The following is a 12,146-nucleotide window of genomic DNA, read 5'->3' on the forward strand; positions in this document are numbered from 1 at the left end:
TGGCAGAAAAGGCTGATAGCCGAATTGCTCGTACGCTTGTCGACGTGGAATCTGCGCGACGTCGGACAACGCTCACGCGTTCTTGGGCATACCCTGAATCCGTTTTGGATCAAACAGACGCAGACCGGTTTCGCCGCCGATGCCCCTCTTGAACTCGCTATATCGACGCGCCGATAAGAAACATTATGTCAAGTAGTAGGTTGGTTATTCGCGTGACGCGCGAATAACTCGACACCGTGTAAACGAGATCGGCGGCGGGACACAAGCATCCGCTGCCACGGCGCACATCTCGTTCTGGCTACCGGCAGATGCGATCGCAGGTGGCCTGCTCGAATTGCGACGTAACCCATTTGCAATCGACGTCTATGAAGGCGCCGACCGCCGAACCGCGACGACCAACCGAACACTGGTGCAAACCATTTCCGTGACTTGACCAGGCAACCGTCAGACCCGCTACCGCTACCGGGATTGATCCAATAGACGGCGGTACAGATGCGTTAGTCGCTCACGAGATGACGGACTGGCTACCAACTCATCGAGAAAGATATCCGTTCGTGGGGTTCAACGACGGGGCCGACGAACTGAAACCGAGATGCGGGCAGCTCATCGTGCTCGACGAGGTCACTCACTTCCAGGGACATGTCGTGGTCATCGCTCGCGACGCGCACGACAATGCCTGTACGGTCGTCGAACACCAGCTCGGTCACTGTCCCAACTGGAGTGGCGGTCATAACCGACCACGAAAGGCGGCCGCCAACATTGACTTCCTGCGGACACTTGATCGCCCGCAGTCCCCGACCGCGTTCCACCAGCACCGATCGCGGACCAAACAAGCTCCGCGGACCGAAAACGCGGCCGATTACTATTGAGCCGGTTGTCCGTTGGTACACCATCTGACCACCGACCATCCGTGCGACGGGCACCTCTTCATCGGGTGTCGATGAAGCGAATACGACCTCGCCGGGACGCTCGATCCACCACTTGCCACCGCGGCCGTGCCAAAACAAGAACACATCGTCGACGCGGCCTGTGTCCGTCGGACCAGCCGCCCGCATCGACCCCGACATATTAAGTTCTGTAGCAGCGGCGTTACGCGCTCTCAGTCCATCCCAGGTTGCTCCAGCCATTGCAAAAACCTACACCCGAGTGGCGACACGCCCAGCGGATCAGTCGTGGGTGCTCCAGGCTGGAGCTCGTTCGAGATGAGGTGGAGTACAGACCCACTCGCAGCCGATCCTGGATCGCCCGATTCGATCCCCAACGCGCGAGTAATTTCGCGCACCGATCCGCCAACTAGCTCTACCCAATCAAAGTGCACCTCTTAGCTGTGCACGGGCTGCCGAATCAACGGCGTTTGCCGAACGCAATCGCTCGCGTTCGGCAATGGATCACCTTGCAAGCCCACACAAACAAAACAGCCGCCGACTGGGCTCGCACTAAGTGGTGAATAAATCAAAGCGTGATAACAGCCTTATCCAGTGGGATCAGTATCCTTGCATCGGATGCACCGCTCAGATCCAGGTGATCAAACCTGCTGTGTTTGTTGCTGACACGGTTGCGGTGTCGCCCGATGCTGCGGTTCGCGCGCTGCGGACAATGGTCGGCCGACGCACCAATCCTCCGGAAACTTTCGAGCACATACTCGAAGCACTGAAACGGCGATACGGACCTCAGCCGAGGGATCGATGCAGCGGCGCTGGCTGGACTCCTCGTCTACAGCCGCCAGATTATGAACATCCACGCTGCACGATCTTCGAACGAAAGCTCGGAGATGTTTCAGAAACTTTACGGAATAGACTGCAGTACATGCGATTACGATTCGATTGCGTCGATAGTGGACGTTCATTCAAGTCCGCTTAACGGACCATGTGTGGAGCCACAACAGGCCGGCCCCAATCAGCGGAACCACCCACACGACGAGTATCCAAGTCAACCGCGGTCGTGATGCGGGATCCGGCGCGTTGAGGATGCTGTATGTAGCTACCATTGAGGCTGCAACCGAAGCCGAAAGTGCCAGAAAACCAACAAGAATGAATGCCACGGAGGCTGCTGAAGGACCTCCGCAAATACCTGCGTGGGTGCACTCTGACAGGCCAGACTCTGCCAACACGTCTCCCATCCGGTCACCGTACAGGCCGTCGTTGGCCCGGCCGGCCGTCTGCAACCAATAACTCGCCGAACTTCCGGCGGCGCTACCGCTTCGCCGTGCCGGTACCGCAGTGCCTATCCCCGACCAGACAAGATCAACGACGTCTTGACTTCGCCCCGCGCGGGTGCTCTGCGTCTGCCATCATCACTCGATGCTGTTCACCCGGATAGTGTCCGTTGTCGTCGCCGCTCTCGTGGTCCTGACAGCATGCTCAGATGACGCTCGGCCAGCCCCGACGCCGATTCTCGTGGCCTTCGACGACGGGTGGGGTCAGGTCTTTGTGGTCGGTGCGGACGGCGGTGGCCTGCGCCAGGTCACCCCGACCCTGAGCGATGACACGTCCGACATGAGATATGCGAACTTCCCCGCGCTGTCTCCCTCCGGCGAACAACTCGCGTACACCCGGGGCGGCACGCTCATCGAACTGGTCGACCTCGAGTCAGGCGAGTCGAAGACGATTCGCGACGGCGGCTATCAGCCGGTCTTCTCGCCGGACGGTTCCATCATCGCTTTCGTGAGCAACGGCTCCATTCTCATCATGAACAGCGACGGTTCCGATGTGCGTGTCATCGCGCAGAACCAAGCGGCCTCCGAACCGACGTTTTCTCCGGACGGCTCCCGCGTGATCTTCAATGTCTCCGGGTACCTCGTCGAGGCACCCACCGCAGGCGGAGAATCGAAGGTCCTCTTGCGTGACCAGTTCTGGAACGCAGATCCCGCCTACTCCCCCGACGGATCGACCCTCGTCTTCTCCAGCAACCGCGGCGGGAACAATGGATCGGAGACCTATTCGATGCCTGCCGCAGGTGGTGAGATCACCCGGCTCACTGACACATACGCAGTACATCCCGCATTCACGCCTGACGGATCGCGCATCGTCTACACCAGGGCAACCACGGAATCCGGTGAGCTTGTCACCGACACCGCCACTTCGAGCCGCGCCGAGCTCGCTTCGATGAACCCCGACGGGTCCGATCAGAAGCGGCTGACGCCGCAATCCATCACGGCTCAGCGGCCAAGTGTCGCGGGCGGACAGTGAAAGAGACCTGAGGTCTGGTATTGCCGACGATCCGCGCAGATAGGCATCCAGTGCGGGCCACGGACACCACCGCGATCATCAGATGGTCGGTGGCGGCACGGACGTCACCGCCACCTGGCTGCATCGGTGCAATTCACAGTCGCGGGTCCACGGGCTCCGACTCCATCGCGAGGACACCGAACACGCACTGGTGGATGCGCCACACCGGCTCGCCTGCAACGGCTCGGCGGACGGCCTCGAGCCCGAGTGCGTACTCCCGCAACGCCATCGACCGCTTCTGTCCGAGATTGCGCTGCTTGAGCCGGGTCAGTGCCGACGGGTTGGTGTAGTCGGCTCCGTAAATGATTCGCAGGTACTCGCGCCCTCGAACCTTCAGACCCGGTTGCGCCAAGCCCTTCGGGCCTCGGACGAGATTGTCGAACGGCTTGACGACCATGCCTTCGCCGCCGCCCGAAGTGAGGTCCTCCCACCACGCCGCGCCTGCGGTACACGACGATTTGTCGGTGGTCTCGACGACAAGGCGGCGGGTGGGTCGGAACAGTTCCGGCTCGGCGGTGACCAGGCGGTCAGCGATCTCGAGATGCCAGTGGTGATCACGGGTCTCGTACATGGCTGTGTCCCCCGCGAGGATCTGAAAGGGCGCCACCTGGATCCCCAACTGGTTGTCAATCGGTTGCACATAGTGGCGGTACGAATCGACGAAGAGCTCGGCGTTGGCGGCTCGCGTTCGCGTCCTGCCGAGTAGATCGGCGACGTCAGCCCCTCGCGCTGCGGCGGCCGACAGCACGTCGATCGTCGCCGGCAGCGCGGTCGTCGCGGCGGCGCCCACCTTGGCGTATTGACTGCGCACCATTGACTCGGCCTTCGCGGTCCACGGCAGTATCTCCGTATCCAGGAGTAGCCAGGTCGCGTCGAGGTCTGCCCAGACGCCTGCCGTGGCGATGGCGTCGGCGATTCGCGACAGAACGGCCGCCTGCTGGTCTTCGGAGAAGAACGCGCGTCCGGTGCGGGAGTAGATGACGCCGGATCCGTCGCGCGTCACGCGCACGATTGCGCGGGATCCCATGTGCTTCTCTTCGCAGATCACCCGATCGATGGATCGTCTCGCATAATGAGCGAACGCCTCATCGGGGTGCTCGAGCAGGCCCTCACGCGACGAGCTGTCGACGGGTGACATGGTCGGTGGCAGGTAGAGCAGCTCGGCCGGCGGGATGGCGAATCTGCTCATCACTTCCAGCGCACCGGCTGCGTTCTCCTCCCGCAACGAAACCCGTCCCATGTGTTCGGTGTCGATGACGCGGTGCCCGAGGACGTCGGTCAGCGTCAACACCTCGGGGTCGCGCGGCGGCGGGGCCAACGGCCGGACGGGTTCGTAGTACGTCGCCCGTGCCGGCACCGACACCACCTCGCGCTCGGGGTACCGAAGCGCGGTCAGGCTGCCGCCGAAGACGCACCCGGTGTCCAGGCACATGGTGTTGTTGACCCACTCGGTCTCCGGCACCGGGGTGTGCCCGTACAAAACTGTTGCTGAGCCCCGATAGTCATCGGCCCACGGGTACCGGACCGGCAGCCCGAACTCGTCGGTCTCGCCGCTGGTGTCCCCGTACAGAGCGAACGCCCGGACCCGGCCTGATGCCCGCCCCTGGTACTTCTCCTTCAAGCCTGCGTGCGCGACAACGAGGTTGCCTTCGTCGAGTACGTAGTGGGCGACAAGGCCGTCGCAGAACTGACGCACCTCGGCGACGAACGAATCGTCCTCGGCTGCCAGCTGATCCAGTGTCTCCTGCAGACCGTGGGAGGGTTTGACATCCTTACGGCCCAGCGCACGAACAAGTTTCGCCTCGTGGTTGCCCGACACACACAGTGCATTGCCGCTCGCAACCATCCCCATGACCAGGCGGAGCACCCCTGGGGAGTCCGGACCACGATCAACCAGGTCGCCGACGAACACAGCCTGGCGGTCATCCGGATGCGCGGCATCTACGCAACGCCCTGCATCGTCCCGGCTGATCACATATCCCAGGCGTTCGAGCAACATCTCGAGCTCCTCGCGGCAACCGTGCACGTCGCCGATCACGTCGAATGGACCGTGCTCGTGCCGGCGGTCGTTGAACAGGCGGGTCCGCACGATCGACGCCTCGGTGATGGCCTCCACCGAGTCCAAGACATGGATCGTGCGGAAACCCTCGCGTTTGAGACTGCGCAGCGAACGGTGCAACTGGTCGTGTTGGCGTTTGACCACATGGGCGCCGAAGTCCCGGTCCGGCCGAGAAGCATTGCGCTCCAACGCCAGTGCGACCGGAAGATCCAGGACAATCGCCACCGGGAGCACATCGTGGTCCTTGGCCAGGGCGAGCAGCGACTTGCGCGACGACGCCTGCACGTTGGTCGCGTCGATCACCGTCAGCCGACCACGATCGAGTCGCTTGCCGGCGATGTACTCCAGCAGGGCGAAGGCGTCCGTCGTCGCAGCCTGATCGTTCGGGTCATCGGAGATCATGGCCCGGCAGTCATCGCTGGATACGACCTCGGTCGGAAGGAAGTGGGTCGCGGCGAAGGTCGACTTTCCGGAACAGCTTGTCCCGACAAGGATGACCAAAGACAGTTCGGGAATGCTCAGCTCGCTCATGCGCTTTCCCCTCTCGTTGTCCGCTGGACGAACACTGCCATTTGCGTCGGCGACCCGACCTCGTCGTCACGATCGCCCACCGACTCCAGCTCGACGTCGTAGCCGTAGGTCTGGCCCACCGAGCCGGCCCAGTTCGCGAACTCCCCACGCGACCACTCGAAACGGTGGTCGGGGTGACGGAACCGGCCGGCGGGCAGCGACGGGTACCTGACGTTGTACTCGCTGTTGGGTGTGGTGACCACGACGTGGCGGGGCCGCATGGTCCCGAACACATTGGCCACGACCGCCGGTAGTCGTGCTGGGTCGATGTGTTCGATGACCTCCATGAGGATTGCGAGATCGAGACCTTGGAGCCGATCGTCCTCGTACTGCAACGACGACAGCAGCAACGTCAGGCGTTCGGATTGACGCTCGGTCATCCGGTCGACGTGCAGCCGCTTGGCAGCTTTGGACAGCGACGAGTCGGAAACTTCCGTGCCGACAACCCTTGCCACACCCTGCAGTTCGAGCAACGACCCGAGCAGGGCGCCGGGCCCACATCCGAGGTCGACGATCGATGCCGGCCGGAGCCCTCGTACGACGTCCAGCACCGCGTCGTGGCGCAACCGGACCAGCGGGCGCGATGCATCGGGTTCGGCATCGTCCGCAGCGTCCTCGATCGGGCGGTCATCCAGCTCGATGAGCCGTTGGGTAGCAGCGTCTTTCAAACCACGCCGGTGGGCCAGGTAGCGGTGAGTGATCAGCTCCCGGTCCGGATGAGTCGCCAACCATCCCGATCCGGCCCTGACCAGCTTCTCCACCTCGTCGTCGCCGACCCAATAGTGCTTGGCGTCGTCGAGCACCGGCAGCAGGACGTACAGGTGACTCAGTGCATCGGTCAAGCGCATCGACCCCTTGAGGGTCAGGGACACCAGCAGTGCATTACCCCACTCAGGCCTGGTGGTATCCAACACGATCGGCGACGCGGTGACGTCCCATCCCATCGGCTCGAACAGACCCCTCACCAGCGCGGGATCGCCCGGGACCGCAGGGAGAGTGATCGTCAGATCCAACGCCGAACCCACCAGGTCTCCCCTATTCGCGCATCGCCCGTTCAGTGCCGACCGGAACACTTTCCCCATCGCCACCGACAGCAATGACGACGCGACGTACGGCCGGTCATTCACGTACTGGCCCAGCGCGAACCCGTCATTCGCACCAGATCGTCCCCGCACCAACGCAACCGGATCGACCTCGAGCACCATCGCGACCGTGCAACGGTCATCGCTGACCTCAGGGTAAAAGACGTGCGCCGTCCCGCCGTACACGTCGAACGGCTGAACCCTCTCCGGATGCTTGTGCAACAGGTAGCCGAAATCGCTCGGGACCTCAAGAGTCGGTGAACGTTCGGCGGAGATGGTCAACAACATCAGGACAGTCTGACGTACATCCGGTTTGCGTCCAGTCAATTACTTCGACCTGTAGGGTTCCAGGCACTTCTGCACCTCGTTGTTTGCTGCGTGGTGCAAGGCGCAAGGGGCTTTAGTGAAATCTATGGACCGGGCTGGATCGCGTGAGCCTGTCCTGCTGCTGCACGCCCACTGAAGCCGCCACCGCGCGTTCCTCAGATCGGCGAGGCTCGACTACGGCAGCATGGTCGGCGGATTGGCGACTGGCTCAGCGAGACGACCTCGCAGTACGGTGTGCGCATGAGTGATGGTGTGAAGGGGGGCTTCTTCTGTGTGCCTAGCTTTTCTCGCTATACAGACGCATCCCTTTCATAGTGTTGTACTGGTCTCGAACCGAGACGAGTTTTTTTGGCGGCGTTCACTTCCCGCCCAGGTCTGGCCGACAGCGCCTCGCCTTGCTGGAGGAAGGGATCAGGCCGGCGGCGGCAGTTGGCTTGCTGTCGACGAGTCCGGCCGCTATGCCCTGGTCACCAATGTGAGGACGGGATTATCGCGCCGGGCGAAGGCCGCAGACGGAAACGAACGTTCCCGCGGCTTACTCATCACCGACTATCTGACTTCGACCAACAGTGCTGTGGAACGCGCTTCGGTTGCTCTGGCGACCGCAGCTCAGTATCGAGCGTTCAATCTTATTCTCGGAGACAGCAGCCAGTGTCTCTACATCACCAACTGGCCCACGCCCAGTTCAGTGACCCTCGAGTCCACAACTACGCATGGCTTGTCGAATGGGAGGATCGACGAACCATGGCCGAAAGTGGTTCGAGGACATGACCGTTTCCTATCGGCACTCGCGGAAGATACAGCTGGGAATCCGGCCGAGCCGTACTTTTCGCTCCTCTCGGATACAAAGTGCGCAGACCAGGCCGACTTGCCAGAGACCGGTGTTGGCCGACGCTTGGAAAAGCGCCTGTCCAGCACCTTCGTCCGGCTGGGTGTCTACGGAACCCGGTGCAGCACGCTGCTTCGGATCTCGCCCGCCGGCACCGAACTTGTTGAACGCCGTTTCAACTGGCGCTCAAGGCTCATCGGCGAGAGCATCGTCCGCTTCCCGAGCGACGCCACCTGATACAGCCGGGCTATTATTCCCGTCCCCATCCAGGCGCCTCATACGCCAAGAATTGGTCACATCTCGGCGTCGTAGAACCGGCATCATTGCATCGGATGCACGGTTCCCTGCCAGTGTCGCCGAAAGACGCTACCCAAGGGCAAAGCTGGGCTGGTCGCAGCAGTCCTGGCCCGCACCATGTGGAGTAAGTCGGACCTGTACACCCGATCGAGGATGGACTACGACCCCCGCACCATCGCCGCTGACCTGCTCGCAGCAGACCCGTGGCAAGCCCTCGACGGAGCCAGCACCGGCCGAGTGGTCCCAGATGACCGCCCGGCAATTCACCTGCGCCGAGCACGAAACGAACCTGCCCAAAGACGCCTGGCGCAGCGGCCACGCCTACCTGCGCACGCTGGCAGACGGGCGACGGCGCTTCCTTCAGTTCCTCACCGAGGCATTCGGATACACCCTCTCTGAGGTAAGGACCACTGCGCAGCGCGAAATCTCAACGGCGCGCACGGTTACAGCCAGGTCACCCTCCGCAAGGATTCGCCGCATCCAGCAGGTCCGGAGCCCCGGGCCGAACGGTGTAGGTAACGGTCGCCCACGCGAACGCCGGCGACATATTCACCACCTCGTGGACGAGGTCCGAAGGAAGGGTCATGAATCCACCCAGTGCAAAGGGGATGCCCTGGCAATTCCGGGAGGTCCGCAGCACCAAGTTGCCGCCCGAGGTGATGGAGTACTCCGGGCCCGGATGTGTGTGCCAACCGGTACTCGCTCCCGGAGGGATGACGAGTTGCTGCACGATCACCGTGCTCGGACCGTCGTAGCCAGGCGTGATCCCCCACGGGATATCGAACCGCACGACTTCCTGGCGAACTATCCCGCCTTGTGGCGGTGTGGCCTGAGCTGGCGCCACGAGCGCCGATCCGGCCAGCGCGCAGGCCACAGTGCACATCGCCACGCGGGCGAAACGTCGGCTCCGCATGATTGACCCCAATCTGCCGGACGATTCGAACGGATCGAACTACCCACCAAAATCGTCGACCGATCGCCGCGAGCCCTCCGAGGAACGGCCCGATAGTTGCAGAATCGTCACATTGCAGCGTGGATGCCGCTCGACACCGTTAAGGATTCGTGCCGCTCCACAGCGACCGCCACACAATTCTGTCGTTAGTTGCTACGCAGGCGTGCACGATAATTGCGTCACCCCGAGTGATCGTTAACGGGTTGACGTAACCGTGTCAGCGGCGGGAGTGTTGGCGTAAATGTTGGGCTGCGGGACATGCTCACCGGTCACAGGAATTCGGCCGGCACCGGCGCGGATGGTGTTCCGGCGGGTCAGGACGCTATGTGAACACCAACTGCGCCGAGCGGCTGTCGGGATGTTGCCAGAGGACTCCTAGGCGGCCGGCACCGCCAAAACTTACGCGATACTCGCAGATCGGTTGTCATTCAGGCGGACACCTCGTCGCCAACGCTGCAGGCAGCCGACGTACGGCTGGTTGGAGGGCGACCGTGGCCAGAGCCACGACCGCGGTTCCCAAGGCGAGTCCGCTGGCGACATCGTGGACGTAGTGAACGCCGGCAGCCACCCGAGCGAACGCGATGAGCATAGCCACCGGGGCGGCGAACCAGCCCGTGGGCGGCAGCGCGATAATGCAGGCGGTCGCGAACGCGGCCGCGATGACCGAATGGTTGGATGGCCAGGACCAGTCGCCGGCTTCGGGGCATGCCAAGACCGTGTCGACGACCAGGGCGCGGCACGGTCGCTCCTCGGTCCCCATCAGCTTGATCACTTCGCTAAGCAGGTAGGCTCCCACTACTCCGATTCCTGCAGCGGCGAGCCGCCAGAACGCGGCCCGATCCCGCAGCCAGGACCACACCGCCACCGTGACGGCAAGGGCCACGAGGAGCAGCAATCCCCGAGACCCAACAGCGGCGGCCAATTCCCCAAGCGCGCTCGAGTCCGCCGATGGTACGGCGATGGCGAGGTACGACCCTCACGCACCGCAACAGCAGCGAGAGCAAACAAAGCGAGCGCGGCGGCCGCCATCAACAGCCGCCGTATCAGTGAAGTCGACAGAGAAGGTTCTGAAGTCATGTCTGGCAACGCTATGAGCTGGTGAATGCGTGCACATCCGCCCGGAGGCCCCACTCGTCTACGACCCAAGTCGTACATGCTAGAGCTCCTTGCGGCATTGGGTCACTCGGCTCGGCTGACTTCGCCGCAGGAGCGCTGAGCGCCTGAACGCGTACGGGCTAGCCCCAGCCCGCCGTCTCCACCGCTGCGCGATGGGTCTGTTCGAGGAACTTCAGAAGCATGGCGACCGGATCGGATGCTTGCCGTACGAGGTGGTACGGCAGCACATACTCCCCCAGCGCAGTGTCCCAATGAGCGGGGGCTTCGACCGCCGGATGAGTGTCGTACCCGTCCGGCTGAGGATAGGCATACGCATAGAAGACGCCTTCCTCGGCGCCACCGGGCCAGTAACCTGCGCTCGAAACCTCGTCGCTGTAAGCCTCATGCATGACCCAGTCGGGGCAGTTCGGAACACCACCGGGATGCCGGGGTGCAGACCGTCCCGAGAAGCGCGTGACGGCCAAATCGAATGCGCCCCAAAAGAAATGAACAGGTGAGGATTTTCCTCGAAACTCACCACGGAACTTCGAAAAGACACCATGCGCAGAGACGAGCGACCTCCAGAACCGACTTACGGCGTCCGCGTCGTACGAGGAATGGGCGGTGTCTTCGGCAAACGGAGTCGCAATGGGCAGTTCGACCGGGGTTCCGACCATCGCGATATCGAATCCGAGATCGGTTAGGTGGCCGGTGTACTCGGCGTAGAAGTCGGCGACGGTCCGCGGTTCAAGCTTCATTTGACGAGTGCTGCCGTCGGTGACGAGGAAAAGTAGATCGTGCGCCAAAAAGTCGAAGCGAATCTCAAGGCCGCGGTTTCCGGCGACCATCAGGGAGGTGGTGAGTCCCCGTGCGTCCACGTACAGCGGAACTCCCCACCAGTGGTTGATCTCCGGCCCAAGAGCCATGCGCGTCTTGCCGACGATCTGAGTCCATAGCTGAAGCGTGTCCCTGGTGTCGATCCACGAATCCAACGGCAGTGCAGGCCAGGCGTTGTGTTGCGCTTCCATGAGCCCATGGTCCCCCACGTCCACACGACGGCGGGCACTAAAGATCAAATGTCCACAGAGACAGCGCTTGGTGGCTCGGCGACGCCGTCATGACCACACAATTCGTTGACCAGGACCCAGCGTGGTTTGCGTGCTCTCGGTCAGTCGGTGTCTGTGGCGGGACCGTCCTGGGTTGCGCCGCCTTCTCCGGACCAGTCGCCGGACGTCTCGCCTTCGGCTGGATCGGACTGCACGTCGGAGTTCGCGCCCTCCGGTCCGGTGCCGGCGTCTTCGGTGTGTGGGTCAGGCTTCTTGTCAGTCATGAAAGCCCTGTACCCGAAACGGCCGTGTTCAACCCGCCCGGACGCGTGCTTGCGCCCGCGGAGACGGCGGCGAAGGATCGTGAGATGACCGCGTACTGGGTAAACACATTCCGCTCTGTCTCCGACGCCGAGGCCCTCGAACGCTACGCAGCGCTCGCGGGCCCGGCAATGTTGGCGGGAGGAGGCACGTTCCTCGCTCGCGGAATGCCCGCCGCTGCATTCGAACACGGCATCGTTGAACGCACGACGATTATCGAATTCCCCAGCGTCGCCGCGGCTGTTGCAGCCTATGAGTCCGAGCGGTATCAGCGCGCTCTTGCCGTGCTCGGCGATGGCGCCGAGCGCGACATCCGGATCGTGCCCGCCGCACCCTAGAGT

11 protein-coding genes are annotated in these 12,146 nt (G+C 62.8%); 4 read left to right on the plus strand and 7 right to left on the minus strand.

Features of this window, described 5'->3' with window-relative positions; genetic code table 11:
* Positions 1-524: 524 nt before the first annotated feature.
* Positions 525-1,067 (minus strand): hypothetical protein, encoded by a 543-nt coding sequence (locus AC51GT_RS07205; protein WP_496328308.1) that lies wholly within the window; start codon positions 1,065-1,067, stop codon positions 525-527.
* A gap of 469 nt (positions 1,068-1,536) precedes the next feature.
* On the opposite strand from AC51GT_RS07205, the gene AC51GT_RS07210 reads away from it, so the two are divergent.
* Both AC51GT_RS07210 and AC51GT_RS07215 read left to right on the plus strand, forming a co-directional pair.
* Positions 1,537-1,860: a VapC50 family PIN domain-containing toxin gene (locus AC51GT_RS07210; RefSeq protein WP_496325881.1), complete on the plus strand. Its 324-nt coding sequence runs from the start codon at positions 1,537-1,539 to the stop codon at positions 1,858-1,860.
* Positions 1,861-2,396: 536 nt separating this feature from the next.
* Positions 2,397-3,188: a TolB family protein gene (locus AC51GT_RS07215; RefSeq protein WP_496325598.1), complete on the plus strand. Its 792-nt coding sequence runs from the start codon at positions 2,397-2,399 to the stop codon at positions 3,186-3,188.
* A gap of 133 nt (positions 3,189-3,321) precedes the next feature.
* Here AC51GT_RS07215 and AC51GT_RS07220 read toward each other — a convergent pair whose 3' ends face one another.
* Both AC51GT_RS07220 and AC51GT_RS07225 read right to left on the minus strand, forming a co-directional pair.
* Positions 3,322-5,817, minus strand: coding sequence for a polynucleotide kinase-phosphatase (locus tag AC51GT_RS07220; RefSeq protein ID WP_496328309.1), 2,496 nt, complete (start codon positions 5,815-5,817; stop codon positions 3,322-3,324).
* A complete protein-coding gene (locus AC51GT_RS07225; protein WP_496328310.1) occupies positions 5,814-7,226 on the minus strand; it encodes a 3' terminal RNA ribose 2'-O-methyltransferase Hen1 in 1,413 nt (470 codons plus the stop codon). Before AC51GT_RS07225 ends, AC51GT_RS07220 begins: the two co-directional genes overlap by 4 nt.
* Before the next feature lie 310 nt (positions 7,227-7,536).
* Here AC51GT_RS07225 and AC51GT_RS07230 point away from each other — a divergent pair, with 310 nt between their 5' ends.
* A complete protein-coding gene (locus AC51GT_RS07230; protein WP_496328311.1) occupies positions 7,537-8,331 on the plus strand; it encodes an NRDE family protein in 795 nt (264 codons plus the stop codon).
* A 514-nt stretch (positions 8,332-8,845) separates the two neighbouring features.
* On the opposite strand, the gene AC51GT_RS07235 is transcribed toward AC51GT_RS07230, so the two are convergent.
* The 4 genes from AC51GT_RS07235 to AC51GT_RS07250 form a co-directional block, all read right to left on the minus strand.
* On the minus strand, positions 8,846-9,304 hold the full coding sequence (locus AC51GT_RS07235; protein WP_496328312.1) for a cupin domain-containing protein: 459 nt from the start codon (positions 9,302-9,304) through the stop codon (positions 8,846-8,848).
* A 463-nt stretch (positions 9,305-9,767) separates the two neighbouring features.
* Positions 9,768-10,226 carry a phosphatase PAP2 family protein gene (locus tag AC51GT_RS07240; protein ID WP_496328313.1) on the minus strand — a complete coding sequence of 153 codons (459 nt, stop codon included), beginning with the start codon at positions 10,224-10,226 and terminating at the stop codon, positions 9,768-9,770.
* 352 nt (positions 10,227-10,578) lie between these two features.
* On the minus strand, positions 10,579-11,466 hold the full coding sequence (locus tag AC51GT_RS07245) for a DUF5996 family protein (protein ID WP_496328314.1): 888 nt from the start codon (positions 11,464-11,466) through the stop codon (positions 10,579-10,581).
* A 140-nt stretch (positions 11,467-11,606) separates the two neighbouring features.
* Positions 11,607-11,768: a hypothetical protein gene (locus tag AC51GT_RS07250; protein ID WP_496325603.1), complete on the minus strand. Its 162-nt coding sequence runs from the start codon at positions 11,766-11,768 to the stop codon at positions 11,607-11,609.
* A gap of 84 nt (positions 11,769-11,852) precedes the next feature.
* Here AC51GT_RS07250 and AC51GT_RS07255 point away from each other — a divergent pair, with 84 nt between their 5' ends.
* Positions 11,853-12,143 carry a DUF1330 domain-containing protein gene (locus tag AC51GT_RS07255; protein ID WP_496328315.1) on the plus strand — a complete coding sequence of 97 codons (291 nt, stop codon included), beginning with the start codon at positions 11,853-11,855 and terminating at the stop codon, positions 12,141-12,143.
* Positions 12,144-12,146: the final 3 nt, after the last annotated feature.

Source organism: Williamsia sp. z34, from assembly GCF_059553395.1.

Excerpts from the sequence above, each read along its gene's own strand:
- AC51GT_RS07205 (WP_496328308.1), bottom strand. The coding sequence starts at position 1,067 with ATGTCGGGGTCGATGCGGGCGGCTGGTCCGACGGACACAGGCCGCGTC.
- AC51GT_RS07250 (WP_496325603.1), bottom strand. The coding sequence starts at position 11,768 with ATGACTGACAAGAAGCCTGACCCACACACCGAAGACGCCGGCACCGGA.
- AC51GT_RS07245 (WP_496328314.1), bottom strand. The coding sequence starts at position 11,466 with ATGGAAGCGCAACACAACGCCTGGCCTGCACTGCCGTTGGATTCGTGG.
- AC51GT_RS07220 (WP_496328309.1), bottom strand. The coding sequence starts at position 5,817 with ATGAGCGAGCTGAGCATTCCCGAACTGTCTTTGGTCATCCTTGTCGGG.
- AC51GT_RS07255 (WP_496328315.1), top strand. The coding sequence starts at position 11,853 with ATGACCGCGTACTGGGTAAACACATTCCGCTCTGTCTCCGACGCCGAG.
- AC51GT_RS07235 (WP_496328312.1), bottom strand. The coding sequence starts at position 9,304 with ATGCGGAGCCGACGTTTCGCCCGCGTGGCGATGTGCACTGTGGCCTGC.
- AC51GT_RS07225 (WP_496328310.1), bottom strand. The coding sequence starts at position 7,226 with ATGTTGTTGACCATCTCCGCCGAACGTTCACCGACTCTTGAGGTCCCG.